Annotated in this window: 32 protein-coding genes and 1 tRNA gene; 13 read left to right on the top strand and 20 right to left on the bottom strand. The window is 55.3% G+C overall.

From position 1 onward, the window contains the following. Positions 1–30: 30 nt before the first annotated feature. The 4 genes from ACN0VD_RS08125 to ACN0VD_RS08110 all read right to left on the bottom strand — a co-directional run bounded on the left by ACN0VD_RS08125 (position 31) and on the right by ACN0VD_RS08110 (position 2217). Positions 31–327 (bottom strand): NAD(P) transhydrogenase subunit alpha, encoded by a 297-nt coding sequence (locus tag ACN0VD_RS08125; RefSeq protein WP_066743604.1) that lies wholly within the window; start codon positions 325–327, stop codon positions 31–33. A gap of 24 nt (positions 328–351) precedes the next feature. Further along, entirely contained in the window at positions 352–741 is a 390-nt protein-coding gene (locus ACN0VD_RS08120) for an endonuclease domain-containing protein (RefSeq protein WP_417593436.1), read from the bottom strand. 206 nt (positions 742–947) lie between these two features. After that, on the bottom strand, positions 948–2078 hold the full coding sequence (locus tag ACN0VD_RS08115; protein ID WP_417593435.1) for a Re/Si-specific NAD(P)(+) transhydrogenase subunit alpha: 1131 nt from the start codon (positions 2076–2078) through the stop codon (positions 948–950). A 16-nt stretch (positions 2079–2094) separates the two neighbouring features. Then, positions 2095–2217: an aa3-type cytochrome c oxidase subunit IV gene (locus ACN0VD_RS08110; protein ID WP_417593434.1), complete on the bottom strand. Its 123-nt coding sequence runs from the start codon at positions 2215–2217 to the stop codon at positions 2095–2097. A gap of 174 nt (positions 2218–2391) precedes the next feature. Here ACN0VD_RS08110 and ACN0VD_RS08105 point away from each other — a divergent pair, with 174 nt between their 5' ends. Then, positions 2392–3819 carry a sigma-54-dependent transcriptional regulator gene (locus tag ACN0VD_RS08105; RefSeq protein WP_417593433.1) on the top strand — a complete coding sequence of 476 codons (1428 nt, stop codon included), beginning with the start codon at positions 2392–2394 and terminating at the stop codon, positions 3817–3819. Positions 3820–3956: 137 nt separating this feature from the next. Next, complete coding sequence (locus ACN0VD_RS08100) at positions 3957–4562, top strand: hypothetical protein (RefSeq protein WP_417593432.1); 606 nt, start codon at positions 3957–3959, stop codon at positions 4560–4562. 7 nt (positions 4563–4569) lie between these two features. Here ACN0VD_RS08100 and ACN0VD_RS08095 read toward each other — a convergent pair whose 3' ends face one another. Together ACN0VD_RS08095 and ACN0VD_RS08090 are read right to left on the bottom strand one after the other, a co-directional pair. After that, positions 4570–5937, bottom strand: coding sequence for a DEAD/DEAH box helicase (locus tag ACN0VD_RS08095; RefSeq protein WP_417593431.1), 1368 nt, complete (start codon positions 5935–5937; stop codon positions 4570–4572). Positions 5938–6044: 107 nt separating this feature from the next. Then, entirely contained in the window at positions 6045–6551 is a 507-nt protein-coding gene (locus ACN0VD_RS08090; RefSeq protein WP_417593430.1) for a hypothetical protein, read from the bottom strand. Positions 6552–6726: 175 nt separating this feature from the next. Here ACN0VD_RS08090 and ACN0VD_RS08085 point away from each other — a divergent pair, with 175 nt between their 5' ends. Together ACN0VD_RS08085 and ACN0VD_RS08080 are read left to right on the top strand one after the other, a co-directional pair. Then, the gene (locus ACN0VD_RS08085) at positions 6727–8175 is read left to right on the top strand and encodes an FAD-binding oxidoreductase (RefSeq protein ID WP_417593429.1); all 1449 of its coding nucleotides are present in this window, start codon (positions 6727–6729) and stop codon (positions 8173–8175) included. Between the two features lie 51 nt (positions 8176–8226). After that, positions 8227–9012 (top strand): SapC family protein, encoded by a 786-nt coding sequence (locus tag ACN0VD_RS08080; protein ID WP_417593428.1) that lies wholly within the window; start codon positions 8227–8229, stop codon positions 9010–9012. Between the two features lie 228 nt (positions 9013–9240). Here ACN0VD_RS08080 and ACN0VD_RS08075 read toward each other — a convergent pair whose 3' ends face one another. Beyond that, positions 9241–10092 carry an N-formylglutamate amidohydrolase gene (locus tag ACN0VD_RS08075; RefSeq protein WP_417593567.1) on the bottom strand — a complete coding sequence of 284 codons (852 nt, stop codon included), beginning with the start codon at positions 10090–10092 and terminating at the stop codon, positions 9241–9243. Between the two features lie 174 nt (positions 10093–10266). On the opposite strand from ACN0VD_RS08075, the gene cpdR reads away from it, so the two are divergent. Beyond that, positions 10267–10644, top strand: a complete 378-nt coding sequence (gene cpdR / locus ACN0VD_RS08070) for a cell cycle two-component system response regulator CpdR (RefSeq protein ID WP_417593427.1) — start codon at positions 10267–10269, stop codon at positions 10642–10644. Positions 10645–10687: 43 nt separating this feature from the next. Beyond that, positions 10688–10762: transfer RNA gene (locus ACN0VD_RS08065), tRNA-Val, on the top strand. A gap of 20 nt (positions 10763–10782) precedes the next feature. On the opposite strand, the gene ACN0VD_RS08060 is transcribed toward ACN0VD_RS08065, so the two are convergent. The 4 genes from ACN0VD_RS08060 to rpmF all read right to left on the bottom strand — a co-directional run bounded on the left by ACN0VD_RS08060 (position 10783) and on the right by rpmF (position 14175). After that, complete coding sequence (locus ACN0VD_RS08060; protein WP_417593426.1) at positions 10783–11823, bottom strand: helix-turn-helix transcriptional regulator; 1041 nt, start codon at positions 11821–11823, stop codon at positions 10783–10785. 111 nt (positions 11824–11934) lie between these two features. After that, positions 11935–12903, bottom strand: a complete 969-nt coding sequence (locus tag ACN0VD_RS08055) for a beta-ketoacyl-ACP synthase III (protein WP_417593425.1) — start codon at positions 12901–12903, stop codon at positions 11935–11937. Then, positions 12900–13943 (bottom strand): phosphate acyltransferase PlsX, encoded by a 1044-nt coding sequence (gene plsX / locus ACN0VD_RS08050; protein ID WP_417593424.1) that lies wholly within the window; start codon positions 13941–13943, stop codon positions 12900–12902. Before plsX ends, ACN0VD_RS08055 begins: the two co-directional genes overlap by 4 nt. Before the next feature lie 52 nt (positions 13944–13995). Continuing rightward, positions 13996–14175 carry a 50S ribosomal protein L32 gene (gene rpmF / locus ACN0VD_RS08045; RefSeq protein ID WP_176279738.1) on the bottom strand — a complete coding sequence of 60 codons (180 nt, stop codon included), beginning with the start codon at positions 14173–14175 and terminating at the stop codon, positions 13996–13998. 197 nt (positions 14176–14372) lie between these two features. On the opposite strand from rpmF, the gene ACN0VD_RS08040 reads away from it, so the two are divergent. Next, positions 14373–14765 (top strand): MAPEG family protein, encoded by a 393-nt coding sequence (locus ACN0VD_RS08040; protein WP_417593423.1) that lies wholly within the window; start codon positions 14373–14375, stop codon positions 14763–14765. Between the two features lie 6 nt (positions 14766–14771). Here the strand turns inward: ACN0VD_RS08040 and ACN0VD_RS08035 are convergent, their stop codons facing one another. Both ACN0VD_RS08035 and ACN0VD_RS08030 read right to left on the bottom strand, forming a co-directional pair. Next, complete coding sequence (locus tag ACN0VD_RS08035; protein WP_417593422.1) at positions 14772–15434, bottom strand: MBL fold metallo-hydrolase; 663 nt, start codon at positions 15432–15434, stop codon at positions 14772–14774. A gap of 56 nt (positions 15435–15490) precedes the next feature. Further along, a complete protein-coding gene (locus ACN0VD_RS08030) occupies positions 15491–16201 on the bottom strand; it encodes a S24 family peptidase (RefSeq protein ID WP_417593421.1) in 711 nt (236 codons plus the stop codon). Positions 16202–16284: 83 nt separating this feature from the next. Between ACN0VD_RS08030 and ACN0VD_RS08025 the strand changes: the two genes are divergently transcribed. Together ACN0VD_RS08025 and ACN0VD_RS08020 are read left to right on the top strand one after the other, a co-directional pair. Next, a complete protein-coding gene (locus tag ACN0VD_RS08025; RefSeq protein WP_417593575.1) occupies positions 16285–16473 on the top strand; it encodes a hypothetical protein in 189 nt (62 codons plus the stop codon). Next, on the top strand, positions 16463–16810 hold the full coding sequence (locus tag ACN0VD_RS08020) for a hypothetical protein (protein WP_417593420.1): 348 nt from the start codon (positions 16463–16465) through the stop codon (positions 16808–16810). The genes ACN0VD_RS08025 and ACN0VD_RS08020 overlap by 11 nt, the downstream gene beginning before the upstream one ends. 3 nt (positions 16811–16813) lie before the next feature. Here ACN0VD_RS08020 and ACN0VD_RS08015 read toward each other — a convergent pair whose 3' ends face one another. Together ACN0VD_RS08015 and ACN0VD_RS08010 are read right to left on the bottom strand one after the other, a co-directional pair. Further along, positions 16814–17827: a hypothetical protein gene (locus ACN0VD_RS08015; protein WP_417593419.1), complete on the bottom strand. Its 1014-nt coding sequence runs from the start codon at positions 17825–17827 to the stop codon at positions 16814–16816. 37 nt (positions 17828–17864) lie between these two features. After that, complete coding sequence (locus ACN0VD_RS08010) at positions 17865–19097, bottom strand: TIGR04063 family PEP-CTERM/XrtA system glycosyltransferase (RefSeq protein ID WP_417593418.1); 1233 nt, start codon at positions 19095–19097, stop codon at positions 17865–17867. Between the two features lie 109 nt (positions 19098–19206). Here ACN0VD_RS08010 and ACN0VD_RS08005 point away from each other — a divergent pair, with 109 nt between their 5' ends. From ACN0VD_RS08005 to dgcA, 3 genes are read left to right on the top strand one after another with little or no spacing between them, the layout of a single operon-like run. Continuing rightward, the gene (locus ACN0VD_RS08005; RefSeq protein ID WP_417593417.1) at positions 19207–19374 is read left to right on the top strand and encodes a hypothetical protein; all 168 of its coding nucleotides are present in this window, start codon (positions 19207–19209) and stop codon (positions 19372–19374) included. Beyond that, positions 19367–20779, top strand: coding sequence for a putative O-glycosylation ligase, exosortase A system-associated (locus ACN0VD_RS08000; RefSeq protein WP_417593416.1), 1413 nt, complete (start codon positions 19367–19369; stop codon positions 20777–20779). The genes ACN0VD_RS08005 and ACN0VD_RS08000 overlap by 8 nt, the downstream gene beginning before the upstream one ends. A 35-nt stretch (positions 20780–20814) precedes the next feature. Continuing rightward, positions 20815–21795: an N-acetyl-D-Glu racemase DgcA gene (dgcA, locus tag ACN0VD_RS07995; RefSeq protein WP_417593415.1), complete on the top strand. Its 981-nt coding sequence runs from the start codon at positions 20815–20817 to the stop codon at positions 21793–21795. Here the strand turns inward: dgcA and ACN0VD_RS07990 are convergent. The 4 genes from ACN0VD_RS07990 to ACN0VD_RS07975 form a co-directional block, all read right to left on the bottom strand. Continuing rightward, positions 21792–22085 carry a putative quinol monooxygenase gene (locus tag ACN0VD_RS07990; RefSeq protein ID WP_417593414.1) on the bottom strand — a complete coding sequence of 98 codons (294 nt, stop codon included), beginning with the start codon at positions 22083–22085 and terminating at the stop codon, positions 21792–21794. The two genes, dgcA and ACN0VD_RS07990, sit on opposite strands and share 4 nt — an antisense overlap. A gap of 63 nt (positions 22086–22148) precedes the next feature. Further along, a complete protein-coding gene (locus ACN0VD_RS07985) occupies positions 22149–23327 on the bottom strand; it encodes an acetyl-CoA C-acyltransferase (RefSeq protein WP_417593413.1) in 1179 nt (392 codons plus the stop codon). 110 nt (positions 23328–23437) lie between these two features. Then, positions 23438–24604, bottom strand: a complete 1167-nt coding sequence (locus ACN0VD_RS07980; RefSeq protein WP_417593412.1) for a mechanosensitive ion channel family protein — start codon at positions 24602–24604, stop codon at positions 23438–23440. Between the two features lie 77 nt (positions 24605–24681). Beyond that, positions 24682–25434: a TlyA family RNA methyltransferase gene (locus ACN0VD_RS07975; RefSeq protein WP_417593411.1), complete on the bottom strand. Its 753-nt coding sequence runs from the start codon at positions 25432–25434 to the stop codon at positions 24682–24684. Between the two features lie 50 nt (positions 25435–25484). Here ACN0VD_RS07975 and ACN0VD_RS07970 point away from each other — a divergent pair, with 50 nt between their 5' ends. Next, a complete protein-coding gene (locus ACN0VD_RS07970) occupies positions 25485–26024 on the top strand; it encodes a hypothetical protein (RefSeq protein ID WP_417593410.1) in 540 nt (179 codons plus the stop codon). A 52-nt stretch (positions 26025–26076) separates the two neighbouring features. Here ACN0VD_RS07970 and ACN0VD_RS07965 read toward each other — a convergent pair. After that, positions 26077–26261, bottom strand: a 185-nt coding sequence (locus tag ACN0VD_RS07965) for a hypothetical protein (RefSeq protein ID WP_417593409.1), incomplete at its 5' end; no start/stop codon positions are given.

Here is a 26261-nt window from a genome sequence, read left to right as displayed (position 1 = left end):
CGCTGGTGTGATGATCAAAAGAAGCACCCATTATTTGCGCTCCTTCTTCTTGTACATTGCGAGCATGCGCTCGGTCACGGCAAAGCCGCCAAAAATATTCACGCTGGCCAGAACAACGCCGACCAGACCCAGCCATTTGGCGGTCTGTCCACCATCCGCCTGCGATCCCGCCGCCGCCGCAATCAGCGCCCCGACAATGATCACCGAGGAGATCGCATTGGTCACCGCCATCAGCGGCGTGTGCAAGGCCGGAGTGACCGACCAGACAACATAATAGCCGACAAAACAGGCCATCACGAAAATTGATAAAATTGATATAAAGTCCATGTTTACTTCCCTGTATCCTCCGCCTTAGCGGGAGGCCTTATTGTCGGCATAGTCCACTATCGATTGCGCTGCGGCGGTAACATCTTTCAAAATATCCTTGGCCGGAATTCTCAGGACATCCAGCTTTCGTTCGGCAAGCCAGGCATTCCGCTGCTCATCCCGGATAGGGTTCTCGCCCATGTCATGGGCAATTCCATCAACTTCGACAGCCAACCGCTTTTCCGCGCAATAGAAATCCACGATATAAGGGTCGACCGGATGTTGCTTCCTGAACTTCAAACCATGGGGCCGAGACTTTAGTTGCTGCCATAACAACACTTCGGGAAGCGACATTTCCCGCCGTAGCTTCCGGGCGCGATCAACCGAAGCACGCCGCAAATTACCGCGCTGGGACGGACCTGCGCCCCCCATCATAAATCCTCCCCATTCATGGGGAGGTGGCCCGCCGAAGCGCAGCGCAGGCGGGTCGGAGGGGGCGTCAGACTAGGCGCAAACTCGGGTATAATCGCAAAAATAGCGGCCAGACCAAAGCCCCCTCCACCACGCTGCGCGCGGTCCCCCTCCCCGCAGGCGGGGAGGATTTTGGTGGAGAGAGATGCAATGCTTTTCACTGACAGTCCCTAGTTCGCCAGAAGGCGCTCGTTCACGACCTTGCCATCCTTGGTAAGCCGTATGCCAATTGTCACCTCGTCGTCATCGGGCAGAACCGGCCTTTTGGCCTCTTCATCCCAATAGGCGCTGAGGAAGTTATAGAGATTGCGGGCAAATAGCGCCGAACTGTCGGCTGCCATCATCGCCGGAATATTCTGCGCGCCGACAATCTTGACGCCATGTTTTTCCACGACTTTGCCAGCAACGGCACCCTCGACATTGCCGCCCTGTTCGGCGGCGAGATCGACGATCACGCTTCCGTTGCGCATTGTCGCGATCTGCGCGTCCGAAATCAGGCGCGGTGCCGCACGACCGGGGATCAGCGCGGTGGTGATCACGATATCCTGTTTGGCGATATGGCTGGACACCAGTTCGGCCTGGGCCTTCTGATATTCCTCGCTCATTTCCGTGGCATAGCCGCCCGAACCTTCGCCCTCGATGCCTTCGACCGACTCAACGAAAATCGGCTTCGCGCCAAGCGACTGTATCTGCTCCTTGGTTGCGCTGCGCACATCGGTCGCGCTGACCTGCGCGCCGAGACGGCGGGCGGTGGCGATTGCTTGCAATCCGGCAACGCCGACCCCCATGACAAAACAGCGCGCGGCGGACACCGTGCCCGCTGCGGTCATCATCATCGGAAAGGCGCGGCCATATTCATTGGCAGCGAGAATGACGGACTTATAACCCGACAGGTTGGACTGCGAGGACAGGATATCCATCGACTGCGCGCGGGTGATCCGCGGCATGAATTCCATCGCCAGCGCATCGATACCGAGCTTGGCATAGGCATCGACCCGTTTGCGTTCTCCGAAAGGATTGAGGCTGGCAACCAGCCAGGCCCCTTTCTTGATAGCTTTTAACGATGCTGGGTCGGGGCCCTGCACCGCCAGGACGATATCGGCATCTTTCAGAACCGCTTGCCGCGTGCCGATTGTCGCGCCCATTTCCTGATAATCTTTGTCGGCAACCGACGCCGAAACGCCCGCTCCCTTTTCGACGGCTAGGGAAGCGCCCAAAGCGATGAATTTCTTGACCGTTTCTGGCGATGCACTAACGCGCTTCTCGCCCTCGGCGAGTTCCTTCAAAACCGCGATTTTCACAAAATATTCCAATCAGTTAGGATATAAGAATGACCACCAATGTTGCTACAATAACGCTACCAATCGTTCCGATTTTCAACAGGGACAGGAAACGGTTGTAGGATTCCTGTGCTGCGCCCAAATTATCATTCGATGTCATGACTTCCCCATATTTTCAATTCTGTTCAATACCGGCAGGGGGTGTAACCCGATATAAGCCGCTGCTCAAGCCTTACCCACCGTCATTTTCGATAGAATATTTATCGGTACTTTAATCCGCTCTTTACCGGTTGCCGCTATGAATATGCCTCATTCTGGGACAATCGGGGGAAAAATGGCACAAAACGGCACAAAATTACTGCTGCTGATCGATGATGAGCCTGCCCAATGCCGGCTGATTTCTGCGCTGGCCTCTCGGGCCGGATTCCGCACGATCTTCGCTCGCGACGCGGAGACCGCGATTGCGACGCTGGGCACGCAGGACGGGATGATGCTCGACGCCATCATCCTCGATCATTGGGTGCCGGGTTCCGAAGCCACTGATTTGATTGCCGAACTGAAATCCCGTCGGCCCGCCTTGCCGGTCCTGATGCTTACTGCGGTTGGATCGATCTCCGAAGCTGTCGATGCTGTCCGCGCGGGTGCCACCGATTATCTGATCAAGCCGGTCGCCCCCGAACTGATGCTCAAGGCACTCAATGCCGCCGTGGAATCGTCCAAAGATGATGGCGAGCTGCGCCCGCTCAGCGAGAAGATTTCGGCGCCGCTCGAATTTGAAGAAATTGTCGGTGCTGCGCCGGCATTCCGCGCGGCACTGGCGATTGCCGCCAAAGCCGCCCGCGCGCGTGTTCCGGTACTGATCGAAGGCGAAGGCGGGGTCGGCAAGGAAGTCATCGCCGACGCCATTCATGCCGCAAGCCCGCGGTCAAAATTGCCGATGCTGAAACTAAATTGTGGTGCAATTACCGGAAATCTCCTCGATTCGATTCTTTTTGGTCATGAAAAGGGCGCTTTTACCGGTGCATTCGACCGCAAGATTGGTCTCCTCCAGCAAGCCGAGGGCGGAACCCTGTTCCTCGACGAGGTGGACCGGATTCCACCGGAAACCCAGATCCGCCTGCTGCGTTTCCTGAAACATGCCGAAATCCAGCCGCTCGGCAGCCCGAACAGTTTCCAGCTAGACGTCAGAATCATCGCGGCGACCAATCGCAAGCTCCAGCGGGAAGTTGAAAATGACAATTTCCGCGAAGACCTCTTTTATCAGATGAATGTCGTCCAGCTGACGATCCCGCCGCTGCGCGACCGAACCGGCGACATTCCGGCACTGGCGCGCCATTTTCTCGCTCGGCTCGCCCTCCAGCCGGGCCTGCGGAGTCTGGGCATCACCGACGAAGCACTCAACCTGCTACGCAGTTATCGCTGGCCGGGAAATGTTCGTCAGCTTCAAAGCGTGCTTTTCCGGGCCGCAGTCATGTGCGACCGCAACGCCCTGACCTGCGACGAATTTCCGCAAATCGCGTCCTTCGTGGCCGAATCCGGAGATGCCGACCCGCATCTGATGAACAGTCCGGAAGGTATCGGCATCACGCTATATTGCGAGGATGGCAACTTGCGACCGCTGGAAGAAATTGAAGCGGACGTAATTCGCCTTGCAATCGGCCATTATCGCGGTCGCATGACCGAAGTTGCCCGGCGCCTGGGCATTGGCCGCTCGACCCTCTATCGCAAGCTGGCTGATCTGGGGATTGATAACGCTGCATAAGCCGCCAGTTCCCCGATAATCCGCCTCCACCGCTGTTGGATCGAATCTGTAGGATTTGACATTTTCGGCCATAGTCCAATTCCCGAAATCCAACATCGCCATTGATGTTTCCTGCCGCTGGCTTTAAGTCTGCTTGCATGAAAAACATGCTTCCAAATCTTCCATTCGGTGCCGTTATCACACTGGCACTGCTTCTCTCTGCCTGCGGAAAACAGGAAGCAGTAGGCGATGTTCCGTCGAGCGAAGAACTCGCAAAACAAGCCGATGCCGCAAGCCAGGCAATCCGCGACGAAGCGGCGACTGCGGACGGCGATGCCGAAGCAGCCCCGGTCGATCTCACCAGTATGGAAAGCTATACCAACGCCTTGCGTGGATATACATTGATGGTGCCCAGTGGCTGGACAGTCGATGAATCGGACAGCGACGACAATGGCCGGGTATTTACCGAAATGGTGAGCGGTACAAAACTGGCCGTTACATGGATCGAAAATCGCGAAGATGTCGCCTGGAACAGAGCGGTTCAGGCCGTCGAGGATGGGAATGTCGCGATGGAAGGTGCGCCCGTCGGCAATAACGAATATCGCGCGTCAGGAATATTGACCAATGGTCTGAAATCAAGCCAGCGTCTGCTTCGCAAGCCCGATGGCACGATGGTAAAAGCGGAAGTCACCTATGCCGCCGACCAATCCAAAACGATGGATCCACTGGCCGCAACGATATTGGACAGTTTGACGCTGAAATAGCAGCGATTTAGCGATTTAGCTTCGCGCTCAGAAAGCTCGGCATCGGGCCGTTCCAGCCATCATCCACATCGTCAGCCTGAATGACAGCCGGTTTTTCTTCCTGGACCTTTGCCGTGCGGGCCGGTTTCTTCGGCGCATCATCCTGACGAGTTTTTTTCGACCGATCCTCTTGCCGTGGCACTTTCGATTTTACCGGCGTGGAGTTTTCCGAATCCGGTTTTTCCGGAGCCTTTTCCGCCGGATTTCTGGTCGATTTGCCTTTGCGCTCCTTGCGGACGGGAATTTTCATCCCGGTCAGCTTTTGAATGCTCTCGACATGTTCCCCATCGCTGCGGGTGATAAATGTAATCGCAACACCGGTGGCACCAGCGCGGCCGGTACGGCCAATCCGGTGAATATAATCATCGGGATGCCAGGGGATATCATAATTGATAACATGGCTGACGCCCTTGATGTCCAACCCGCGGGCGGCGACATCGGACGCGCATAAAATGTTGATTTCGCCGGACTTGAACCGGTCCAGTTCCGCGAGACGCGAGCCTTGATCCATGTCGCCATGAATCTGCCCTGCATCAAACCCGTCCTTGCGCAGGCTCTGGCAAAGATCCCGAACTTCGGTTTTACGATTGCAGAATATGATCGCGGTTTCAACGCCCTCATTATCCAATATGTCGACGAGCAATTTGCGCTTAGCCTTTGGAGCGACCTCGATCAGCGATTGATCGATCGAAGTATTGGCCGTTGCCGGACGCGAAACCTCGATATATTTGGGATTGTTAAGAAATTGATCGGACAATTTCTTGATCGGCGGCGGCATCGTCGCCGAAAACAGCATGGTCTGACGCGTCGCCGGCAATTTCGAACAGATTGATTCGATATCCGGAATGAAGCCCATATCGAGCATCCGGTCCGCTTCATCGATAACCAGCAATTCGCAGCCAGACATCAATATCCGTCCGCGATCGAACAGATCCATCAGTCGGCCCGGCGTCGCGATCAATACGTCGACTCCCTTTTCCAGCGCCTTGATCTGGTCACCCATGGAAACGCCGCCGATAAGTAATGCCATGCTGAGATTATGGTTCTTGCCATATTTCTCGAAATTCTCGGCGACTTGCGCCGCCAACTCGCGGGTCGGTTCAAGGATCAGCGACCGCGGCATCCGCGCGCGCGAACGGCCATGTGCCAGAATATCAATCATCGGCAACACAAAACTCGCGGTTTTACCCGTGCCGGTCTGGGCAATGCCAATGATATCTTTCATCATCAGTACGGATGGGATGGCCTGCGCCTGGATCGGCGTCGGTTCATCATAGCCAGCTTCGGCTACGGATTTCAGCAATTCTTCAGACAGGCCGATATCGGCAAATTTCATAGTGGTTCCGGAAAAATATAGGATGCACCCTTGCATCCTGTCATGGCCTCTCGACCGTGCCGGGCAATGATCGTATTTACCGAATTTGTCAAGCTTTCTCGCTTGATCTAGCGTTGCGGGACAAGTTCGCGAAATCGTTCAATTTCGCATTTGGCTCCGGTACGCGAGTGGAGGATGTCGCGGCCCGCACATATTTTCCCGTCGTTCGACTTCTCCATATAAAAACCGGAATAGAAACTGCGTGACGGGCAATTGTCTTCGAGCCGCGCTCTGATTCGCTTGCGATCCCGTGTAAGCAGGTCGAGATATTGTTCGGCAAACATCTGCACGCCCATAATATTGTCCATTGGCAGGCATTTACCGATTTTCTTCTCCTTATATTTCTGTCGTGGTGTTTCTTGTGAAAAATCCGCTTTTGGCGTCAATGCGTTCGGCCTTCGGCGCGGCACCCGGATGATCACCCGTTTTTCGATCCGGACCTGTGCATAGACATCCGGTCGCGCCGGTACATAGGTTCCGGTCGTGACGGGATTGGCAGACAAAATGTCCACTTCCTGCATCCCGCCCACATCGGGCACAGAAAGCAGCAATATCGCAATAAGTGACAGACTCACCGAAATCCCTTAATTAACCCTTGTCTTCGCTATATCAGCAACGATTGAATATTGCATGAACTGACAAATTTTCATTTGTCATTTTCATGGGAAAAATTGCCTGTTACGCGCCAACCGGCTAGCGCACGGTAAGACGCGTTAGCGCACGAACGGTCGATCGCAAAGGAGTATGGATATGCCAGAAAACGAAAAATGGCAGGAACAGATGCTGGCTGTTGTCGGTCCAAAAGGATTTGTTCGCGCCGATGATGATATGGCGCCATGGCTCACCGACTGGCGCGGCCGATACACCGGGACAGCGATCGCCATGCTTTCCCCGGCAACCACCCAGGAAACGTCAGACATCCTGAAGATTGCAAACGAAAATGCGATCCCCGTCGTTCCGCAGGGAGGCAATAGCGGGATGGTCGGAGGAGCGACGCCTGACGAGTCCGGCCAATCGATCATCTTGTCACTCCGCCGAATGAATCACATACGGTCGATAGCGCCGGAAGACCAACTGGTCGTATGCGAAGCCGGGGTAGTTCTCCAAAGTCTGCACGAAGCCCTTGCAGAGAAGCGACAGAGATTCCCGCTAACTCTCGGCGGGAAAGGCTCCGCTACGGTTGGCGGTCTCATTTCCACAAATGCTGGCGGCACTCAGGTGCTTCGCCACGGCACAATGCGAGCGCTAGTGGCCGGCATTGAAGCCGTGCTCCCGGATGGCAGCATTTTCGATGGACTTGCCGCGCTCAAAAAAGACAATCGCGGTTATGATCTGAAGCACTTGTTCGTGGGAGGTGAAGGCACATTGGGCGTGGTCACAGCCGCGACATTGAAAACCGTGCCCGCTTTGGTGGACCGCTGCGTCGCCTGGGCCGCTGTTGACAGTGCGGACGAGGCCTATCAGCTGTTCCGGTTCCTCGAGAGCCGAGCACCCCTGTCACTCGAGGGTTTTGAAATTATTCCTGCAACATGTCTGGCGTCCGTTTTGCGTCATATTCCAGACACCCGTTCGCCGTTGAAAGACGCGCATCGCTGGCATGTGCTGATCGAAATCGTCCGCGATCAAGCGGATGCGCAAGACCCGCGGTCGGTGATCGAAAACCTGCTCGCGACGGCACTGGAAAGGGATTTGATCAAAGATGCAACCCTTGCGGCCAGCGAACAACAGGCCGAGGATTTTTGGAAGATCCGCGATTCCATTTCAGAAGCGGAGCGTGCCAACGGACCGGCTCTGCAGCATGACATAAGCGTTCCGGTGGCCGGCATGGCCCAATTCATCAACGAGGCCTCTCCGGTTATCGAAGCGAAATTTCCAGGGACAGAGGTTGCTGCTTTCGGGCATATGGGAGATGGTAACGTCCATTTACATGTAAAAGCCCCGCCGGGCGCCCAGACACCGAATTGGGAAACCGATTATGCCAACCAGATAACACCGCTCGTCCATGACCTTGTCATTGCAGCGGGCGGTTCGATATCAGCAGAACATGGAATCGGGCAAAGCAAACGCACCGAACTGGAGCGGTTATCGTCCGATGCTCGCCTGACCATGCTACGCGCCATAAAAACGGCAATCGATCCAAAGAACATTATGAACCCCGGCAAACTCGTTCCTCTTGCTTCCGGCCAGTCAGGCTCTTAAAGCCCTTGTCAACTATTCGGTTTCAACAGTAATTTTTCGGAGAATCTGACTATGGCGACCACGCCCGAAGCGCAAGCACTACCAATGTTCTACAAGGATCTGGTCCCGCTCAATTCCAAGGAGCATGGAAAATGGAAAGTCAAAGGACTCGACAATGCGTCTTTCATGCAGTCGCAACACGCCATTCCGATCACTTCCGATGAATTTGCCAATGCTGCGCGCAATTATCCCATCGTATTCTCGGTTGGCGAAACTAGCGTTCCACTGATTCTCATGGGCCTGAATGAAGGCGTCAACACCTTCATGGATGACGAGGGTCGTTTCAGCGAACCGGCTTATGTCCCCGCCTATGTTCGCCGCTATCCCTTCATGCTCGCGAAATTGCGTCCGGATGCTGAAGAACTTTCACTCTGTTTCGACCCGACAACCGATGCCATCGGTGATTTTAAAGAAGGCGACCCTTTGTTCGACAAGGATCAGCCCAGCGAAACTACCAAAAATATCCTGAATTTTTGCGAACAGTTTGAACAGGCAGGCCAACGGACCGGGCAGTTCGTCCAGGAGCTCGAGAAGATGGACCTGTTGATGGATGGCGAAGTTTCCATCCAGCAAACTGGCGTGGAAAAGCCCTTCGTGTATCGCGGATTCAAAATGGTCAATGAAGAGAAACTACGTGATATGCGCGGCGATGAACTGCGCAAGATCAACCAGAATGGCATGTTGCCATTAATCTATGCTCATCTCTTCTCGCTACAACTGATGCGTGAAGTTTTCGCGAGACAGGTTAGTGCGGGTAAAATGCCGCAAGTGACCGAAGCGCCGTCTGTACAGCTCTGATTCCGGCGCGGATACCAACATCTCCGGGTTCAGTGGAACCGGGATAACAGAAAATGACTAATAATCCGATGATAGGGACTTGAAACTCGTCTCATATGCGCCCACATCATGTTTTGTATGGGTCCGCATCCCCCGATCGGATCTATGCAGGTGTTTCTCTGAAATACCACCTCCCTGAACCTTGGCCACCTCGCCTAACTGGCGAGGTGGTTTTTTATTGGAATTTTTTCATTCTGCTGCTTCGAGCTGATGGCGACCGGAAAGTTGTTCCGCGAGCATCATGCAGCACTCGCGAATCAAAGTGGTAATATCGTCCGCGGCAGCGACTAACTCACGTTGGCTTTCATCGAGATAGAGGGAGCGATCGACTTCGAGCTGCAGTCCATGAACATTGCGTTCGGGCCTGGCGTGTCGCTCCAGCATATAGCCACCGGAATAGGGGTGATTCGTCCGAACATGATAGCCCTCCCCCTGAAAATGGTCAGCTACCAACGCGGCATAGCGTGATTCGCAGCTGCGGCCGAAACGGTCGCCGATTACAAATCCGATTTTGCGGCGCTTTTCGTCACATACCGATGGCATGCTGTGCAAATCCAGGAGAAGCGCGCATCCAAAAGCGGACCGTATCTGACCGAGAATATGCTCGACCATCGCATGATAAGGTTCGTGATCTTTCTCAATACGATCCATAACATGCTGATGCTGCCATTTTTCCCGCCAAAGATCGCCAGCGCCATGCAGTCGGCGCGGTAAAATACCCAGTCCGCCCCTGACTTTTCTGCTGATCCGGGGCGTCTGGGTCGGGTCCATACCGACAACCATATCAGGATCAATTTCGGTGCGGCTACGATTGAGATCTACCCACGCCCGCGGCTTTCGCGCAATGATCACGGGGAATCCGGAAGCAATCACCGATGCCGCCAACCGGTCCGCATAGCGGTCTTCCAATCGCAGCAAATGAGATGCTGGCACATTCAGATTATCCAGAAGCTCGACCGGATATTCTCGACCCGCGTGCGGCACGCTAACCAATATTGGAAATTTCAATACCTCTGTGTTGGACAAGGAAAAAGGGGGCATTGTCGGTAAATTTTTTCTGGAACTGGTGCTAGTCATGTTCTCTCCACAAAAATCCAGTGCGGAACATTGAAAAAAATGCCTTTTTCGGAAAAAAATTAACCGATTTGCACTTATATCCTGGCCTCGGCATAATAATCTGCCTGTAGTCAGGCATATTCGGAAAGGCGCGATAAAATGATCAGGATTCTCCTCGCGGAAGATGAACAAGCGATGCGCGAGCATCTTACACGGGCTCTGGAGAAAGCCAACTATGAAGTTGTCGCGGTGGATCGGGGAACTGCAGCGGTCCCGTTGCTGGAATCGGAAAAATTTGACCTGCTTTTGACGGACATAGTGATGCCGGAAATGGACGGAATCGAACTGGCACAGCATTGTGCTTCGGTTTGTCCGGAAACCCAGGTCATGTTTATCACCGGTTTTTCCGGCGTTACATTACGCGCCGGGCAGTCGGTTCCGAAAGCCAAAATATTGTCGAAACCCTTTCATTTGCGCGATCTGGTTCTCGAGGTAAACCGGCTGTTTGAGCCAGACAGTATCAGCGACCTGAATTAAGCCTTGCGCCAGCCGAAACGGCTGGCTAGACGGCCTCCAGCGTGGGCGTATAGCTCAGTGGTAGAGCACTTCGTTGACATCGAAGGGGTCGGGAGTTCAACTCTCTCTACGCCCACCATTTCACGGTATATTGATTGATCAGGCGGCAAGCGCCGGCGAGGCCCCGCTGTCCTGACTCGGTGGGTGGCCATACCAGCTTGTATAGGCGCGGGTAAACGCGCTCAATTCGCTATAGCCCAGCTTTGCGGCTATTTCGGAGAGGTTTCGCGTCCCCTCCAGAAAATAGAGATGACAGGTATCTCTCCGCACCTGCTCCAGCAACTGCCGATAGGATATGCCTTCTGCCACCAATTTGCGCCGCAATGTCCGCTCTGCCATGCCAAATGTCACAGCCGCGGCATCGAGACTGAGGCCAGCTTTGTCGAGGAGATAGAAGAGATATTCATAAGTCAGTTTCGCAAGATTCGCCTGTTCGAATCTGCTCCGCGCAAAAACTGCCTTTTGACGCTCGATAGCAGAAACTATCGCTGGATTGTTGCGCGGTACCGGCTTGGTCATCGCCGATGGATGATATTCAAGATAGGTAGACGACCGATTGAAATGGCAAGGGAGCGCTTCGTCTTTCATATTGCCGTGGGGAAACCCCCTGAATCCTTCGGGCCGAGGATGTCCGAAATGGGCGGATTTGACGGTATGGAAACGTCCCTCTGCCAGCGATTCCCCGCAATAGTAAATTAGCGCAAAGACGATATGCACCAGATCGGGCGCGGCCACCCTGTCATCGTTCCAAACAAGCCGGTCACCAGAAGAGAGTCGCATGAGTTTGACGATAGGCTGTTCACCGCCCAATCGCTGCTCCGTTACCAGCTGAATCAGGGCTTCGCCAAAACTGGGCTGGAAAAAGGCTGAAAAGCCATGGTCCGAAAACCCGTGCGGCACCATTTTTTCACCGATTGCCGAATGGACGTCCGCCCGGTTGAGTTCATCGCGCGCCGCTGCACAGAGACATGCAATCGATTCAATCTGCAATTGAAAGGCAGGATCTCGCAATTGTGCTTCGGAACATTGCAGAGCGTTCAACAACTGCGGCTTACGCGCCTGAAGCGCGTGGCACCCGAGATAGGCGCGATATAAAAATTGGGCGGAAATCGTCAAACTTGTGGATATCGGATAGTCCATGCTGCCAAGCTAGGGTCGGGAAGGCAATTGGCTCAACTGACTTTCGATAAAAATGTAAAATTAGCGACGAAGATGTAAAATCGAGATCAATTTATAAAGCGAAGAAAATGTTCAGTAACGAATGACCGATGCCCCCCAAGTAAATCCGCCGCCCATAGCTTCCAGAACGAGCAAGTCTCCCGCCCTGATTCGACCGTCCCGCACAGCGGTATCGAGAGCCAGCGGAACCGATGCTGCCGAAGTATTGGCATGCATATCGACGGTCTTGATTACTTTCTCCGGAGCGAGATTCAGCTTTTTCGCGGTGGCGTCCAATATCCGGGCATTGGCCTGATGCGGAACCACCCAGTCGACATTGTCGATCAATTCGCCTGCTTCATCGAGCACTTCATTCAAAACTGAAGTCAGATTGACCACGGCATGACGAAAAACCTCGCGGCCTTTCATACGCAATTTGCCGACCGTTCCGGTCGTACCGGGTCCACCATCAACATATAATAGCTGATTATGCGCGCCATCGGCATGCAAACGTGTAGCCAGAACGCCGCGTTCACCATGCTCGCCCGCGAGCACGATCGCACCGGCACCGTCACCAAAGAGGACACAGGTTCCGCGATCTTCCCAATCCAGGATACGGCTGAACGTCTCGGCGCCGATCACCAGCGCATTCTGTGCGCTGCCAACCCGGATCATGCTGTCTGCCACCGAAAGCGCGTAGAGGAAACCCGAGCAGACCGCAGCAACATCAAAAGCAACACAGCCGTTGCAACCGAGCGCATCCTGAACAATCGTAGCTGTGGCAGGGAATGTCTGGTCAGGCGTTGCTGTCGCGACGATAATCAGGTCGATATCAGTGCCGTTCAAGCCTGCAGCCTGTACGGCCTTTTCAGCCGCTTCTATAGCCAGACTGGACGTTGTCTCGTCGTCCTCGGCTATATAGCGGAACCGGATGCCGGTGCGCTCGACAATCCATTCATCAGTGGTGTCCACCCGCTGCGCCAATTCGGCGTTGGAGACACGGGTTCGCGGCAAAGCGGAACCTGTTCCCTTGATGACGGAACGTCTGGCGGCAACGCTCATTTCGTCACCTCTGTCACCGGGGCTGCTTCGCTGATTTTTGTCAAATCTTCGCTAATCCGTTCCAAAATACTGTCCTCCACCAGACGAGCGGCAACTTCGACCGCATTGGCCACGCCTTTTGCATCTGCACTGCCGTGGCTTTTTACGACCACGCCGTTCAGACCAAGAAATACCGCCCCGTTATGATTGTTGGGATCGAGGTGGTCACGCAGCATCTCGGTCGCCGGTCGGGATATCAGGAACCCGATTTTCGAACGGAGGCTACTTAGAAAACTTTGTTTCAGCAAGTCAGTGACAAAGCGCGCGGTTCCTTCGAGCGCCTTGAGCGCCACATTGCCGGAAAAGCCGTCGGTCACGATCACGTCGACCTCGCCGGTGGAAATCTTGTCAGCCTCGGTAAATCCGAGAAATTTCATATGCAGGTCAGCGGCGCCTTTCAGCGTAGCAGCGGCTTCCTGTATCGTACCCGTCCCCTTTGCTTCTTCGGTACCGATATTCAGCAACTTCACCTTGGGACAATCAAAACCGTGCATGATCCGGCTATAGGCGGCACCCATCACCGCAAACTGCACCAGATTCCGGCTGTTGCATTCGGTATTGGCACCGAGATCGAGCATGACAACATCGGTCTCTTTCATCGTCGGCAGCAGCGCCGATAATGCGGGGCGATCAATGCCTGGCATCGTACGCAGCGCCAGCTTGGCGATGGCCATGAGAGCGCCGGTATTGCCAGCACTGACCGCAGCGCTCACCTCACCTGTCTTCACGGCATTGACGGCCATGCCCATGGATGTTGTTTTGGAATTGCGGAGCGCCTGCCCCGGCTTGTCGTCGCCGGACACGACATCCGGCGCGTGCAGGATATCGGATGCCGCGCTGAGATTGGGGTGATCCTTGAGTGCTTCCCTGATCTGCGCTTCATCACCGACGAAAAGGAACTGGAAACCGGCATGACGGTGCCGCGCGAGTGCAGCGCCTGCAACCATGACGCGCGGGCCTTCATCTCCGCCCATCGCATCAATCGCGATTCGCGGCCTCATTCCCACCAGTTATTCCCCTTGATTGCGCGTCAGAAGCCGAGAGACTAGCTGATTAAAGATCAGCGGCCAAGACTTCACGGCCATTATAATGGCCGCATGCACCGCACATATGGTGCGGGCGCTTCAATTCACCGCAATTCGGGCATTCCTGATAAGCTTCGACTTTCAAAGCATCATGAGACCGGCGCATACCGCGCTTCGACGGTGTAGTTTTTCTTTTTGGTACAGCCATTGCTAAGCCTGTTCTTTAAATTTAAAATCAAATGCCTGCATCCAAGCCAAACAATCCAGTCTCCGTATTTTTGGAGAATCACCTGGTTGGGGTTCAGCAGATTGCACGCGAATTGGCGCGTATAATGAAATTCCTGTGCGTTGCAAGCATTCTGCTTCTATAGACGGGCTTTAAATTACACATATTTGGGACACAAGATGATTTTACCGATAACATTAACCGTAGCAGGTGCGGCGGCGCTGATAAATATCTGGCTCATGGTCCGCGTGGGACAAGTCAGAAGCAGCGAGAAGGTCAGCATTGGCGACGGTGGCAATGAGAACGTCATCCGACGCATGCGCGCACACAGCAATTATATAGAAAGCGCACCATTTGTATTGCTTCTCGTTGGCGCAATTGAACTGGCCAGCCCCACATCACCGACTTGGCTCTGGATTGTTGGCGGACTCTATCTGCTCGGTCGTGTCGCGCATGGAGTGGGCATGGACGACGGAAAATTCGGCAAAGGCCGGATGATTGGCACATTGGTGACGATGCTAGTTCTGCTCGGCCTTGGCGTCTACGCGATCACCATTCCCTATCTTGCCTGAATTCGGCTAACGCGCAGCCAGCACATCATCCGCGACAAAAGCGTTGGTCTTGCGCTCATAGCCGAATTGACTGGTCGGACCGTGACCGGGAATGAAGGTCACGTCATCACCCAGAGGCCAGAGCTTTTGGGTGATCGCGTTGATCAAATCCTGATGATTGCCGCGCGGGAAATCGGTGCGGCCGATCGACCCCTGGAATATGACATCGCCGACCACCGCCAGTTTTGACGGCTGATGGTAGAAAATCACATGGCCCGGTGTGTGACCGGGGCAGTGGATGACATCGAGCACGAGATCACCGACCGTGACTTGGTCACCATCCTTGAGCCAGCGGTTCGGCTCAAAGCTTTTTGCCTGCATGCCATATTTGGCGCCGTCACCTTCCAGTTGCTCAATCCAGAAACGATCATCCTCATGCGGCCCCTCGATCGGAATACCCAGTTCTTCCGCCAGCATTCCCGCCTGCCCACAATGATCGAGATGTCCGTGGGTAATGATGATCTTCTCCAGATCCACGCCATGCTCCTCTACCGCTGCCTTCAACCGGTTCAGATCGCCACCGGGGTCGCTGAGCGCCGCCTTGTTGGTCTTGGTGCACCAAAGGAGCGTGCAATTTTGCTGGAGCGGCGTGACCGGAATGATCACGGCCTTGAGGGGTGCATCTGTCATGTCTGGCTATTTGGCGGCGCGCTGCCCAACTTGCAAGGCCCCAAAATGGAGAGGCGCTATAGCCGCCGTCCGGTCCAGACCACTTTACCGATAATATTCACGCTTTCCGGGCTGACATCGTCCCAGTCGGGGTATTGCGGATTGTCGCTGCGGATCGACAGTTTTCCCGAGGGGCCCATGGCGACGCGCTTGACCAGCAGCACATCATCCATGCGCAGCACATATATACCGTCGCGCAAGGGCCGGGAAGCAGCGCTGTGGTCGACCATGATGTCATCGCCGTCGCCCAGGGTCGGATTCATCGAATCGCCATCAACCGCAATCAGCGAAAGATTGGCGGGATCTATGCCAAGCCGCCTCAGCCATTTCGGGCCAAAGCCCATGGATTCAGCATATTCGTCATCCGCCAGCGATCCCGGACCGGCCGAAGCACCAACCTGCAATTGCTTGATCCGGAGCAGGCCATCAGATCTGGCGGGGCCGGACCGACGGGATTCGCGAACCGCAGGCGCACCGAGAAAATGCTCCTCCACGCCATAAAATTCCGCCAGCCTCCGCCGGTCTTCCTCATCCAGCTTTCTCGGTGAACCACGACGAATATATTGCTGGATATAGGCAGCATTTTTGCCGAGCATTTTCGAGATCGCAGCAAAATCATGTCCGTTTTCACGGATCAGTTGTTCCAGATTGGTGCGCGGATCATCGGTCACAATATCAGCGTCATAGCCCCGTTGGCCGAAACTGGCAATAGGATTTTTCCTAGACATGTAGGAAATCACATTTCAGATAGGAATTTCCCTATTAATCGAGTCGGCATTTCGCACGACGGGCGGCGAGAAGGAGATTGCCAGTGCCATTGTTACGGAAAATTGAGATATTTCTGAACGAAACCGACATGCCGTGGACCAAATTCGGCCGCCTCTCTGTTCGCGACCCGCGATTCGTTGCGGACCTGCGCAACGGACGCCAACCCGGCGAGGCCGTGTCGAACAAGGCAGAACATTTCATGAACATGTGGAGGGCGGACCATGCCGGTTGACCCAGAACGTCTAAAAGTCTGCAGGCGGGACCCCGGCTCCCTGCTTGCGAGGCAGTTAGAAGCGCTAGCCGGAGATCAGCCTCACGTCACGATACAACGCGAACGTCCGTGGGCGAGCATCACCTTCACCGGAACGCGACATAGTTTTGCAGTGAATTGGCCGAACGCGCCGAGCCCGGATCAAAGGGACAATATTGCAAAGACAATAGCGGAACATGAATTTGCCATCCCCGGCTATTTTGTCGCAGATATGTTGGTCACCGAACGATCTGAAACGCAGTTTCTCGTCGAAGCCCTCCTGATTATCGATCCGGTAGAAGATTCCGTAAGCGACTAGCGATCAACGCTGGACTGTCATCCTCTCCAACGTACCAAGCGCAGCCTTCAACGCGAGATCCATATCCGCCTGGCGATCATTTTGAGCATCAATTTCAACCGAATCAACTGACCGCAACGGGGGTATGTCGGTCGGCGCAACCGGTTCGGGAACTTCGGTGAGGGGAACAGTGTTTTCGACTGTCGGCAGCGGCTGGACACTTGCGGGCGGCTCCATCTTTTCGCGTTCGCTCGAGACTTCCAGTGCTTCCAGTCGACGGATACCGGCTTCCAGACGGTCCGCAAGCTGAGCAAGTGACAAGCCTGCCAGATCCTCGCTCGAAGTATCGCCACTCTCTTGTCGAGCAATGGCTTCGGTTCGAACCGGTGCTTTTTCCTCTTCCGTCGGCGAATGCAGTATCTTGTCGGCCTTGGATGCAGCAGGTGCCTCGTCGAGCTGTGCCGTTTCATCTACAGGCTCTGCAAGATCGTGCTCAACCTCCGGCTCGTCGAACCGCCTGATTGTCTCGGCAAGCGGAGCGCCCAAATCGGAGGACGCAAAGATCGGTTGACGAGCGGGAGCATCCGGATGACGGTCCGAAGGCTTGATATCTGGCAGATCTTTCAGTTCAGTCACCTGTCCGGCAGATTTTTTCGGCTTCTTCAAAAACTTTGTCAGTGATTTCACCGACAGGTTCAGTTTCGATGCGGCAAAGCGCGATTTGCCTTTCCCTACGTCATCGATTGCGTCCGTCGTCAGGTTTTTGCGAATTGCCAAGCTCATATTGGAGCCTCCTCGAGGAAATTTTGGTTTATGGTTCAAGAATAGATAGAGTGCCGAAGTGGAAACCATCCCGGTCAGCAAGGCAATCAAGCCTCGCGCAGTATTGCCCAAAGGGGGCGCAGCGGCGGGTATAATTTCCGATAGTCCGACCGCACCAACGATGTTTTCGAGATAGACGTGCGGCAAGGTTGCAACCACGAGCGCCGCCGCAACCCCTCCCGCAACGGCCATCGCGGGCTGTTTAAACCGAGCCATATCCTGCTCTGTCTGGTCCACATCATTCTCCACAATCTCAGGCTGCGCGCACGTAGGATTTGCGCGCAATCAACCTTTGGTAAACAGGAGTGTAACGCAAAATGTTTGACGACCAGTTACGATCTGCCTCAACAAATTTGCGCGCCATTTCAATGGTTTGAGGCCAGGACTCGCTGTTATCCAGCAAACTGGCCAGTTTTTTCGCGATTTTTTCGGGATCACCAGCGGGGAAAAGCGTGCCCGTAACACCATCTTCGATCAGCTCCCGGTGACCGCCGACATCCGATGCTGCCACCACCCGACCCTGCGCCATCGCTTCGAGCGGTTTGAGCGGAGTCACCAGATCGGTGAGCCGCATCGCCTTGCGCGGGTAGACCATTATGTCCATCAGACCATAAAAGCGCTCCACTTCGGCATGTTCTACACGCCCGGTAAAGGTCACGGCAGAACCGATCCCCAGTCGATCAACCTGCACCTTCAGCGGATCCTCCATCGGACCGCCGCCGACGAGCAGCAGATGCACATCCCGATGGACGCGCTGCAGCATCGGCAGGGCTGCGATCAGATCGTCGAGTCCCTCATAATCGTAAAAGCTGCCGATGAATCCCAATATGGCCTTCCCGGTCAGACCCAATTCGGCCAGAAATTTTTCGTCACGCGCCGGCGGCTTACCAAACAGCTCAAGATCGACGCCGTTGGGCGAAATGGTTATCTTCTCAGGCTTCACCCCACGTCCGACCAGATCGGTCCGCAACCCGTTGCAGATCACGGCGACCGCATCCGCTCCGTTAATGACGTGATTTTCCAATTGCCGAGTCAACCAGTAACGGGGGCTATTTTCCTTGCCCGTGCCATTGCCGACCGCAGCATCTTCCCAGAAAGCTCGAATTTCGTAGACCAGCGGCAATCCTGACTTTTCAGCGGCGCGCAAGGCGGCCAATCCGTTGAGGGCGGGCGAATGGGCGTGCAATATATCCGGCTGCCAGTCGCGGATGACTTGATCGATCCGCTCTGCCAGCGCCGCCACTTCCCGCCATTCGCGCACCGGTGATGGTCCATGCACCTGAGCCAGGGTACGGAAGAACTGGAGACCATCGGCCTCTTCCAGTGGCTGCTTTGCGATATAGCCGTGCTGGTTCTGGCGCACGCCGGTGATTCCGGCGACGGTCAGACCGGCAGCAATTTGCGCCTTCATGATAGCGCGTGTGCGGAAACAATAACCGCTGTGCAACGGGAGGCTGTGATCAAGAATATGAAGAATACGCGTCATGGCCCAACGCCTTGCCAAAAAAGGATTAACGTCCCGTCAACCCAATGCCTGTATCGCGCGATATCAGAAGAGCGTGTTTTTGCCGCTCGTGCCGGGATGAATTGGGTAGATGATAGACAATTTTTCTATCGCTGTGACGCATGGCTTGCTGCTGATCGCAGCATGGCGGCTGATCCATCGCGACGATCTTGATGTCGAAGACCCGCCGGAACGCGACAAGGAACCAGCGGGTTTTGTGAAACGACCGGCCAGCAGCGGATCACGCCCCGATGCGTGATCTCGTCTTCGTCGGATATCTTGTGGCTTTGTTGTTCATCGCCTTTAAACGGCCTTTTCTGTTCACTCTGGTCTACGCCTATGTGGATATCGTGGCACCGCAGCGTTTGAGCTATTTCATGCTCAACTCGGTTCCCCTGTCACTGATCGTCTTTGCTCTTGCCTTTCTGGGCTACATGCTTGCCGATAACAAGCAGGACAGCCGCTTTTCCGTCCGTCAGGGGATGATGATCCTGTTGCTCATCTATTGCGGATATACGACAGTTCAGGCGGAAGTCCCCGATGCGGCGCTGGAAAAATGGGACTGGGTATGGAAAGCGCTGGTGTTCGCAATATTCCTGCCGCTCACGCTTAAAACCAAACTGCGGCTCGAAGCGCTGGCCCTGTTCATGGTGTTGTGCGCCGGCACCCTGATCATCACCGGCGGGATCAAGACACTCGCTTCCGGCGGCGGCTATGGCGTTCTGGTGCTGCTGGTCGACAATAATAGCGGCCTCTATGAAGGATCGATCATCTCGACCGTCGCCATCTGCATCATACCGCTGATCCTCTGGCTCGCCAATTATGGGACCATTTTCCCGCCAGACTGGCGAGTGAAGATATTCGCTTATTGCCTGGTCTTCGCCGCTCTGCTGATCCCCATTGGCACACAGGCGCGCACCGGTCTGGTATGCATTGGAGTTTTGGCAGTGCTGCAATTGCGCTTCGCCCGCCACCGCTTGATCTACGGGGGGCTGGCAATGGCACTCGGCCTTCTTGCCATTCCATTTTTGCCGCAAAGTTTCACCGAGCGAATGGCGACGATCGAAAATTATGAAGCAGACCAGTCTGCGTCGACCCGGCTCGCGGTCTGGCGGTGGACGATTGAATATGCAAACCAGCACCCGTTCGGAGGGGGCTTTGATGTCTACCGGATCAACAAGCTGACCTATGAATTGTCGGAAGTGGATGTCGAGCAATATGAGCAATGGGGCATTGATCCCGACGATGTCGACGCCCGGCTTATCGAAGATGAATCGCGCGCATTCCACAGCAGCTATTTCGAAATGCTGGGCGAACAAGGCTATCCCGGTCTGATCCTGTGGTTGCTCATTCATGTCGGCGGCATATGGCGCATGGAAATGCTGCGACGGAAATATGCGAAATCCGAAAAACAGGGCGAACAATGGGTGGCTCCCCTCGCCATTGCCTTGCAGCACGGCCACATCATTTTCCTCGTCGGCGCATTGTTCGTCGGCATAGCCTATCAGCCGTTCATCTATATGCTGGTTGCGCTGCAGATCGGTCTCGACACCTATATGAAGCGCCGGTCAGCGGAAGCCGCGTGGCAACCGATCGCCAAACAAGGAACCGGTGCGACAAAACCGACAGCTTTGCCGCCACCACGTCGCCCATTCACTAACTGAGTGACGTATTCGGTGATACGGATTAATAGCAGAATATGACTCTGTCTGTTTCTGTCACCATCGAACGATGGCCGGCCGCTGGTTCCTTCATTATCAGTCGAGGCGCCAAAACCCATGTTGACGTCGTGCTATGTGAGATTTCTGATGGCATCAACAAGGGGCTCGCCGAAGCAACACCTATTTATTATGACGGCGAAAGCGCCGAACTCTGTGCCGAAGAAATCAGCCGATTTGCAGCCGATTATCCCGAGTTCACCCATGCTGTGCTGCTCCAGAATATGACCCGTGGAGCCGCTCGCAATGCCCTCGATTGCGCGCTCTGGGATCTTGCGTGTCGACAACAGAAACGGCCCCTGTGGCAACTCGCCGACTTGCCCGAGCCTGTCCCGTTGACAACCGCCTTCACCATCTCCCTCGACAAGCCGGAGGTCATGGAAACTCAGGCTCGCCGGGCGGCAAAGGATGGGCACGACCTTCTGAAACTGAAATTATCGGGCCAGAACGACCGCGAACGGGTTGCTGCCGTCCACCGCGGCGCGCCCGATGCTCGCCTGATCGTCGATGCCAACGAAAGCTGGAACGATCTCGACATTGCCGCCGAAGCCGCACAGCTCGCGCAATATTCTGTCGAACTGATCGAACAGCCGGTCAGCGCCGGGCAGGATCATCTGCTCAGCGGGGTCCGGTCACCGGTTCCGCTTTGCGCCGACGAAAGCTGCCACACCAGCGCCGATGTCGAACGTCTCGCGCCCTTTTACGATGTCGTGAACATCAAACTCGACAAGGCTGGCGGTCTGACCGAAGCGATAGCCATGGCCCATGCAGCGCAGGCCATGGGGATGAAAATCATGGTCGGCTGCATGCTCTCGACATCGCTGGGGATTCGACCGGCCTTCGCTCTGGCGCAGCTCGCGAACTGGGTCGACCTCGACGGGCCCCTGCTGCTCGCAAAGGACCGCGTCGATGCCTTTCAATTTAAATTCGGCAGAATATCGCCCTCGGAAAGCCCGAGCTAGATTCCGTCCAGATATTCAATCACCGGAGCGGCCGCCATACAGGGCGCCAGCTTCGGACCGCTCGCCCGGAAATGATCCGACTTGCCGTGCGCATCCAGTGCTGCCTGATCGACATAGCGTTCGAGCACCTTATATTGCTGCGGATTGTCCTTGCACTGAAACACCGCGTAGAATTCATTACCCGGCTCATTGGCGCTAACCGCTGCCATGAGCTCGGAAAACGCGGCTTCAAAATCGGCATTCTTGCCTTCGGCCACGGTTAATGTTGCGATGACGCCTACTGCTGCCATGATAGTCTCTCCCTGATAAAAAAAGGGCCGGCGATTTCCCGCCGGCCCGTAAAATATTGATTTCTAGAAAATCTCGAACAGGCCGGCTGCGCCCTGGCCGCCGCCGATGCACATGGTGACCACGGCATATTTCGCGCCGCGACGCTTGCCTTCGATCAGCGCGTGGCCGGTACAACGCGCACCGGTCATGCCATAAGGGTGACCGATCGAGATCGAACCGCCATTGACGTTGAGAAGCTCATCGGGAATACCGAGCTTCTGCTGGCAATACAGGACCTGAACCGCAAAGGCTTCATTGAGTTCCCAAAGCCCGATGTCGTCCATTTTGACGTTAAAGCGTTCAAGCAGCTTGGGTATCGCGAAAACCGGACCGATACCCATTTCATCAGGCTTGGTGCCGGCAACCGCCATGCCGACATAGCGTCCGAGCGGGTTGAGGCCGGCTTTCTCGGCTGCCTTGGCTTCCATCACAACGCTGGCTGCCGAACCGTCGGAAAGCTGCGAAGCGTTGCCGGCGGTTACGATCTTGTCAGGTCCAAGGACGGGCTGCAGCTTTTGCAAGCCTTCGAGCGTTGTCGAAGGACGGTTGCCTTCATCCTTGTTGATCGTGACTTCAACGTGGGAAATCTCTTTGGTTTCCTTGTCCTGCACGCCCATGGTGGTGGTCACTTCGACGATTTCGGCGTCAAAACGGCCAGCTTCCTGAGCCGCCGCGGTGCGCATCTGCGACTGCAGGGCATATTCGTCACAGGCTTCGCGGCTGATGCCATAGCGCTCGCCGACCACTTCAGCCGTCTGCAACATCGGCATATAGATATCTTCATGCATCTTGAGCAGTTCACGGTCCGGTTGCACACGCATTTCCGGTGTCTGGACGGTCGAAATCGAATCCTGTCCGCCGCCGACAACGATATCCATCATATCGAGCGTCACCTGTTTGGACGCGGTAGCAATCGCCATGAGCCCAGAGGAACATTGCCGATCTATCGTCATGCCTGGGACTTCGATCGGGAAGCCGGCGCGCAATGCAACCTGACGGGCCAGATTGCCGCCCTGCGATCCCTGTTGCAAGGCGCTGCCCCAGACGACATCGTCGATCTTGCCGGGATCGATGCCCGCTCTTTCGACGGCCGCTTTTGCGGAATAATGGCCGAGTGTGGCCCCGGTTGTAGTGTTAAAAGCGCCCTTATAGGCGCGCCCGATGGGGGTACGGGCGGTGGAGACGATGACTGCGTCACGCATTTTGCAATTCCTTTATAGTTTAGATCGGAGTCGAATTTTGAGCGCATTGTCCCCGTTAATCGGCCAATTAACAAGGGATTTTTTCAGCCCGGCGCTGCCGTTACGGAACGCTAGTCGTTGGTGACCGTCACCGGAAAGCCGCCCTCTGGATAAGGCAGGATCATCTCTCCGTCGGGCGCCGCAGTAAAAGTCGTTTGCGTCGGATAGGCAAATTCGAGACCTTCCTCGTTAAACCGTTGCAAAATCGCAAGGCCGATCCGGTGTCGCCCCTCGAAAACCACTTCATAATCGCTGCTCATGATATCGAAATCGAGCTGGAAGTCGATAGAACTGTCTCCAAATCCGATAAAGCCCGAACGGATGAAGTTCGCGCCATGAGATTCAACTATTTCCTTTAGCAGAGCGGGTATCCGACGCGCGTCATCCGGTTTTGTCTGATAGATCACACCTATGCCATATCGTGTCCGCCGCCGCGCCAGACGAGTCAGATTGGTTATTTCCATATCGAGAAGATTGGTGTTCGAGATGATCACCTCTTCCCCCATGATCGAGCGCAGGCGTGTGCTTTTCAGGCCGATTTTCTCGATCGTCCCCGTGGTTGTGCCATAGGTGATTGTATCACCGGCCCGGAAGGGCTTGTCGAAGATGATCGACAGCGCGGCAAAGAGATCGGAAAAAATCCCCTGCGCCGCGAGGCCGATGGCGATGCCGCCGACGCCGAGACCGGCAATCAGGCCCGTGACATTGATCCCGAGATTGTCGAGAATCATGATGGTCGCGATGGCGAACAGCACAAAGGTGACCAATATGCGGATCAGGGTCATCGCGCTGTGTAGCGTTTCGTGCTGATCGGGATCCTGCGACGTTCGGCGGATGATCAGCCCCAGGATGATCTCGCGGAGCCAGATGGCCGCCTGGACCACGGCAGCGATGGTGAACAGTACCTGCACGATGCGGTCGACGCTGGAGGGCGCGTTGGCAAAGCTGACTACGAGCTGGGCGGAGACCATCAGCATGAATATCTTGCTGGTGCGGGCGATCGCCTTGACGATGATGGTACGATATCCGGTCAGGCCGTCATTGTTGCGGACATAGCGGGCAGCAAAGCGTTTGACGGCACCGAGCAGAAAGAAAATCCCGGTTCCGATGCCAAGGGCAATGATAAGTTCCACATAATGGTTGGTCAGCCAGTCAGAGCTATCTGTGATCAAACGTTGGAAAGCGGCCCCGATATGCGGGACTGTCGGCAATAACGCGGGTTCGGTTGTATTGGTCATAGTCTATCAGCTAGGGAGTAGCATCACCAATAACAAGCCGCGCGATATTCGCGACCCCGCTGCATCCGCCCCTTCAGCTATTTTATAGCCCCGATGAGAAACTCCACATTGCCCTTGGGACCGGTGATCGGGCTTTCCGTAATACCCAGAATATCCCAACCCGATGCAACCAGCCAGGCCCTTACTTTTTCACAAGCTTCCTGCCGAACCGCCTCATCCCGAACAACCCCGCCTTTGCCGACTTCATGTCTTTCAGCCTCAAATTGCGGCTTTATCAGCGCAATCAGGGTCGCTCCTTTCTTGGCAAATTCGAGCGGCCGTTCCAGCACTTTGACCAGCGAAATAAAACTTGCATCGCAGACGATGATATCGACTTTTTCCGGGATATGCTGACCGGTGAGAATACGGGCGCTGGTTTGCTCGTGCACAATGACCCGGTCATCCTGCCGCAGCTTCCAGGCAAGTTGATTGGTACCGCTGTCCACGGCGTAGACTTTTTCAGCACCTTGGGTAAGCAGAACATCGGTAAAGCCCCCGGTGCTACTACCGACATCCATGGCGGTCAGAGCGGTGACATCAATATCAAAATGACGCAGCCCGTGCTCCAGCTTGATGCCGCCGCGCGATACCCAGGGATGATCCTTTCCCTTCAGTTCAATCGCTGCATCGCTCGCTATCTTGTGCCCCGGCTTGTCGATTTTCTTGCCCGCCACGGTCACCAGACCGGCCATGATATAGGCTTGCGCTTTGGCACGACTTTCAGCGAGACCGCGATCCGCGAGTATCTGGTCAACGCGTTGTTTCGCGACTTTGGATTGAGACTGGGTCATTGCAAATCAGGACTAGCCTAGCGCCGTGCTTTTGGCCATATTCCTTTACCATGAGAATCATTCCTGTACCGCTGTCCATTCCGCTGCTCTTGCTTGCGCTTGCGTCTTGCTCGCCCGCGCCGCCAGAACCGGCTCCCGCTCCGCAACCGGTAAAACCCGTTGCGACCGCGCCTCCGCCGCCGGCGCAACCGCAGGGCGAATGGATCGACTGGCCCATCACCCCGGGCGGATGGGTGTATCGGCAAGACAGCCGGGGTTCGCTCGCTCTGTTTGGTCCATCCGGGGAAGATGCGACTTTCATCATCCGTTGCGACAAATCGCGCCGGCAATTAATCCTGTCCCGCTCTGGCTCGGTCAGTGGCAAAGCCACCATGCGATTGCGTGCCAGTGCGGGTCTGCAATCCTATCCCGCCAGCAATAGCGGTGGAACACCACAATATGCCGCGATTTCGGTATCAGCGGGCGACCTGATGATGGACCGCATCGCTTATAGCCGCGGCCGCTTTGCCGTCGAAACAAGCGGCCTGCAATCGCTCGCTATACCGGTCTCGCCAGAATTCAGTCGTGTGGTGGAAGACTGCCGCGCCTGAACCGCTTGATCTCAGGTCGGAACGCGCGATTGTGACAGCAAAATAAAAAAATTCAAGACTTGATCGCAGGTCCGATTTGATTCACATTTGAATCGTCGAACAGCGGAGAGAATTTCAATGCAACAGTTCGTGTTTTATTCACAAGCGAAAGGAGGTGGTCCGATGTCTCATGGTTCAGCACAGGGGTCGGAAAAATCCGTTCGGGGGGCAAATCTGATCTAGCGATCAGGCAACCCG

The sequence above is a fragment of the Parasphingorhabdus sp. genome (assembly GCF_048267785.1).
Taxonomy (GTDB): Bacteria; Pseudomonadota; Alphaproteobacteria; order Sphingomonadales; family Sphingomonadaceae; genus Parasphingorhabdus.
This window is presented reverse-complemented; position numbering and strand designations above follow the sequence as displayed.